Below are 3,463 nucleotides of genomic sequence, written 5' to 3' on the forward strand. Positions count from 1 at the left end.
GTCCTTACCACCTTTTGCGACGATCTTCATCGCTACCAGTTCGGTTGCTCCACAAAATGAGCATGTGAATAAATGATTCATGTAAACCTCTGCCCCTAACCTTAGTTTTCTGTCAGCGAATCATCCGATTATTCATACGCCACCGGCGGCTACTTCGTTGGCGTCCTGCCTGTTCGCTGTTGATGTGAGTAATGTAGGATAACTTACTATTTGAGGTCAAGTGGAAATGTCGGATAACTTACATTGAGGGGCGAAAAAAAACCGGGTATTCCCGGTTTTCTTATAAATCCATTATTACTTGTCTTACTAATCCTACCAATCGGCAGTTACCATTGACTTCTAAAGTCCTGTAATTGGGGTTAAGAGGTACTAGGTATTTCAGCGGCCCATCGATGACGAACTTTTTAATAGTGGCTTCATCACTGCCCATAAGCTGTGCAATAACAATTTTACCATTAGCTTGACTGGCATCACCAAAATCAGGTTCTACAACAACAATAGAACCTTCGGGAATACTTGGTGCACCTGTAGGGTTGGTCATCGAGTCGCCGCGAACAATAAGTGCAAATGCACTTTCAGAAACGGCAGCCGAAGTATAGACCCAGTCATGAATGTCCCGCTCTGTGATCGCTACGCAATTGGCCGTCCATTCCCCGGCCTGTACCCATGTGAGAACGGGGACTGACCTAATTCCGAATCTTTGTTCCGGGTCCATAGTTGGTGGCTGCTGACTTCCATCATCCTTTCCATCCAGTAACCACTGCGGTGTCTTTTCCAATGCAGCCGCAAGCGCCTGGAGGTTTTCACCACCCGGTTTGTAGTCACCGGATTCCCAACCGGTGATAGTGACGCGATTAACCCCGACGAGCTTTGCCAGGACGGATTGCGTCATCTTTAGCTCTTTTCGTCTGCTTCGGATTCGATCATTCATTTTCATGTAGGTAATCCTACCATTATCTGATGTAGGAGTGCTTGACCATTTGATGTAAGATATCCTACTATCAGTGCACTGCATTACTTAACTCCAGAGGGAAAAATGAAAAAGAATGACGTTATTTCTTACTTCGGTGGCGTAGGGAAAACCGCTAAGGCTTTGAATATCTCTCATGCGTCCGTGTCGGGATGGGATGAAATTATTCCAAAGGGACGAGCTTTTGAGATCCAAGCGCTGACCAAAGGTGTATTGAAAGTTGACCAATCACTTTATGAAAAGCGTAGCCACTCGGCTGCGTGATTAAAACCACAGAATTAAGGGGTTAACCGTGGGTAACGAACCTATTTGGAAAGTCGAACGTCAGCCAGCCTGGCTGGTGGCCGCGATTAAAAAGACTATTACCGATCTGCCTGGTGGGTATGCCGAGGCTGCGGAATGGTTGGGTGTGACAGAGAACGCATTATTTAACCGCCTTCGTGTTGACGGCGACCAGATCTTCCCACTGGGCTGGGCAATGGTTTTACAACGTGCTGGTGGTTCAACTCATATCGCTGATGCCGTTGCACGTCATTCTCAGGGCGTATTTGTACCGCTGGCAGATGTTGATGATCTGGATAACGCCGATATCAACCAGCGTCTGATGGAGTCCATTGAGTGGATTGGTCGCCATTCTAATTTTGTACGTAAAGCCACGGCTGATGGGGTAATTGACGCAGATGAGCGCGCTCAGATTGAGGAAAACAGCTATCAGGTTATCGCGAAGTTCCAGGAGCATGTCGCGCTGCTTTACCGAGTCTTTTGTGTCGCTGAAAAGAGTGACGCCCGCGAGTGTGCAGCTCCGGGCGCCTTGGCGAACAACTCTTCGAGTATGGAGAAATAATCCGCATGAGCAGTTTAACGGCTTTTAACCGTCTACCGCAACTAAGGATGATCCCGGTTTCGGGTACTCCGTTGTTTCGGTATGAACGCAGATTATCAAACCGCTGGGTTCCGTGTAACCACAGTAGGGCGGTTTCAATTGTGGGGGTCTACAACCGGAGGGCAAAACGCCTGTGCGTGAACTTAACCGAAGGTTCAAAGACCACCGCGGAGTGCCAGTCCGTGTTATCCGCTGGGAGCCAGAAACACGGCGCGTTATCTACCTGCGCGATGGCTATCCACACGAATGCTTCAGCCCACTTGAGCATTTCAGGCAAAAGTTCAGGGAGATAACGGACGATCATGAGCACTAAATTAACCGGCTACGTATGGGATGGTTGCGCGGCGTCGGGCATGAAGTTGTCTAGTGTCGCGATCATGGCTCGTCTTGCTGATTTCAGCAGCGATGAGGGCGTGTGCTGGCCGTCAATTGAAACTATTGCTCGCCAGCTTGGCGCAGGGCCGAGCACTATCAGAACGGCAATCGCAAAGCTTGAAAAAGATGGCTGGCTCACGCGTACACAGCGCCGTAATGGTAACCGTAATGCGTCGAACGTGTACCGCCTGAATGTGGCGAAACTTCAGGCTGCCGCATTTTCTCAACTGTCAGATTCTGACACGTCAAAATCTGACGCATCAAATTTTGACGCCTCAAAAACTGACCCGTCGAAATCTGGCAAAAAAGGCGGTTTTGACCCGTCAGAATCTGGCGGGGATCCGTCAGTAAAATCAACACAAGATCCACAAGTAACTTCAAAACCCTCTTGTCCGGTTGCGGCGCAACCAGACCCTGAAGTCGTGATTACTGACCAGGCGATTTTAGTTCTGTCCCATTTGAATCAGATCAGCGGATCCCGGTATCAGAAATCAAAAACATCCCTGGAGAACATTCGTGCCCGACTGCGTGAGGGGTACAGCGTTGCAGACCTGCAACTTGTTATCGACCTGAAGCATGAACACTGGCACGAGAACGACGAGCAGTACCAGTACATGCGTCCGGAAACGCTGTTCGGCCCGAAGAAATTCGAGAGCTATCTGCAAAGCGCTACCCGCTGGGAGCAGAAGGGACGGCCTAAACGCGCTGACTGGGGGGCGAAAAAGCGCGATGTGATGGCTTTTGGTCCGGTTGATACAACGATTCCAGAGGGGTTCAGAGGATGACGTTAAACAAATATTGCCAGGCGCTGGCGGCACTACGTAGCCAACCAGCCCACGAATTGAAAGAAGTTGGCGATCAGTGGCGAACACCGGATCTGCTTTTCTGGGGTATCAACGCGCTATTTGGTCCATTAGTTCTGGATCTGTTTGCTGACGACGACAATGCGAAGTGCCCGGCATGGTACACCGCCGAAGATAACGCGCTGACTCAGGACTGGTCTGAACGTCTTGCAGAACTGGGCGGCGCTGGTTATGGCAACCCACCGTATAGCCGTTCGCAGTACCACGAGAAACAGGCGATCACTGGTATGACGCACATCATGAACTACGCAGCAGCCCAGCGCGAGGAGGGCGGTCGCTATGTATTCCTGATAAAAGCCGCGCCGAGTGAAAAGTGGTGGCCCGAAGATGCCGATCACATTGTATTCATTCGCGGGCGCATTGGGTTCGATC

The 3,463-nt window shown here is 50.3% G+C and carries 6 protein-coding genes; 5 read left to right on the forward strand and 1 reads right to left on the reverse strand.

Annotated elements, in window-relative coordinates; genetic code table 11:
* Positions 1-280: 280 nt before the first annotated feature.
* Positions 281-937, reverse strand: a complete 657-nt coding sequence (locus ACHHZ7_RS25175) for a LexA family transcriptional regulator (RefSeq protein WP_071684310.1) — start codon at positions 935-937, stop codon at positions 281-283.
* A 99-nt stretch (positions 938-1,036) separates the two neighbouring features.
* On the opposite strand from ACHHZ7_RS25175, the gene ACHHZ7_RS25180 reads away from it, so the two are divergent.
* From ACHHZ7_RS25180 to ACHHZ7_RS25200, 5 genes are all read left to right on the forward strand, one after another.
* Positions 1,037-1,234, forward strand: coding sequence for a Cro/CI family transcriptional regulator (locus tag ACHHZ7_RS25180; protein ID WP_049015425.1), 198 nt, complete (start codon positions 1,037-1,039; stop codon positions 1,232-1,234).
* Between the two features lie 28 nt (positions 1,235-1,262).
* Positions 1,263-1,814 carry a YmfL family putative regulatory protein gene (locus ACHHZ7_RS25185; RefSeq protein WP_049015427.1) on the forward strand — a complete coding sequence of 184 codons (552 nt, stop codon included), beginning with the start codon at positions 1,263-1,265 and terminating at the stop codon, positions 1,812-1,814.
* Between the two features lie 172 nt (positions 1,815-1,986).
* Entirely contained in the window at positions 1,987-2,166 is a 180-nt protein-coding gene (locus tag ACHHZ7_RS25190) for a DUF4222 domain-containing protein (protein ID WP_075204990.1), read from the forward strand.
* Positions 2,156-3,013 carry a conserved phage C-terminal domain-containing protein gene (locus tag ACHHZ7_RS25195; protein WP_049015432.1) on the forward strand — a complete coding sequence of 286 codons (858 nt, stop codon included), beginning with the start codon at positions 2,156-2,158 and terminating at the stop codon, positions 3,011-3,013. Before ACHHZ7_RS25190 ends, ACHHZ7_RS25195 begins: the two co-directional genes overlap by 11 nt.
* Positions 3,010-3,463 (forward strand): phage N-6-adenine-methyltransferase (locus ACHHZ7_RS25200; RefSeq protein WP_395149232.1); only part of this gene is annotated, 454 nt, incomplete at its 3' end. The genes ACHHZ7_RS25195 and ACHHZ7_RS25200, both read left to right, overlap by 4 nt.

The organism is Citrobacter freundii complex sp. 2024EL-00216 (assembly GCF_043945515.1).
In the GTDB taxonomy this organism is placed as follows: domain Bacteria; phylum Pseudomonadota; class Gammaproteobacteria; order Enterobacterales; family Enterobacteriaceae; genus Citrobacter; species Citrobacter portucalensis.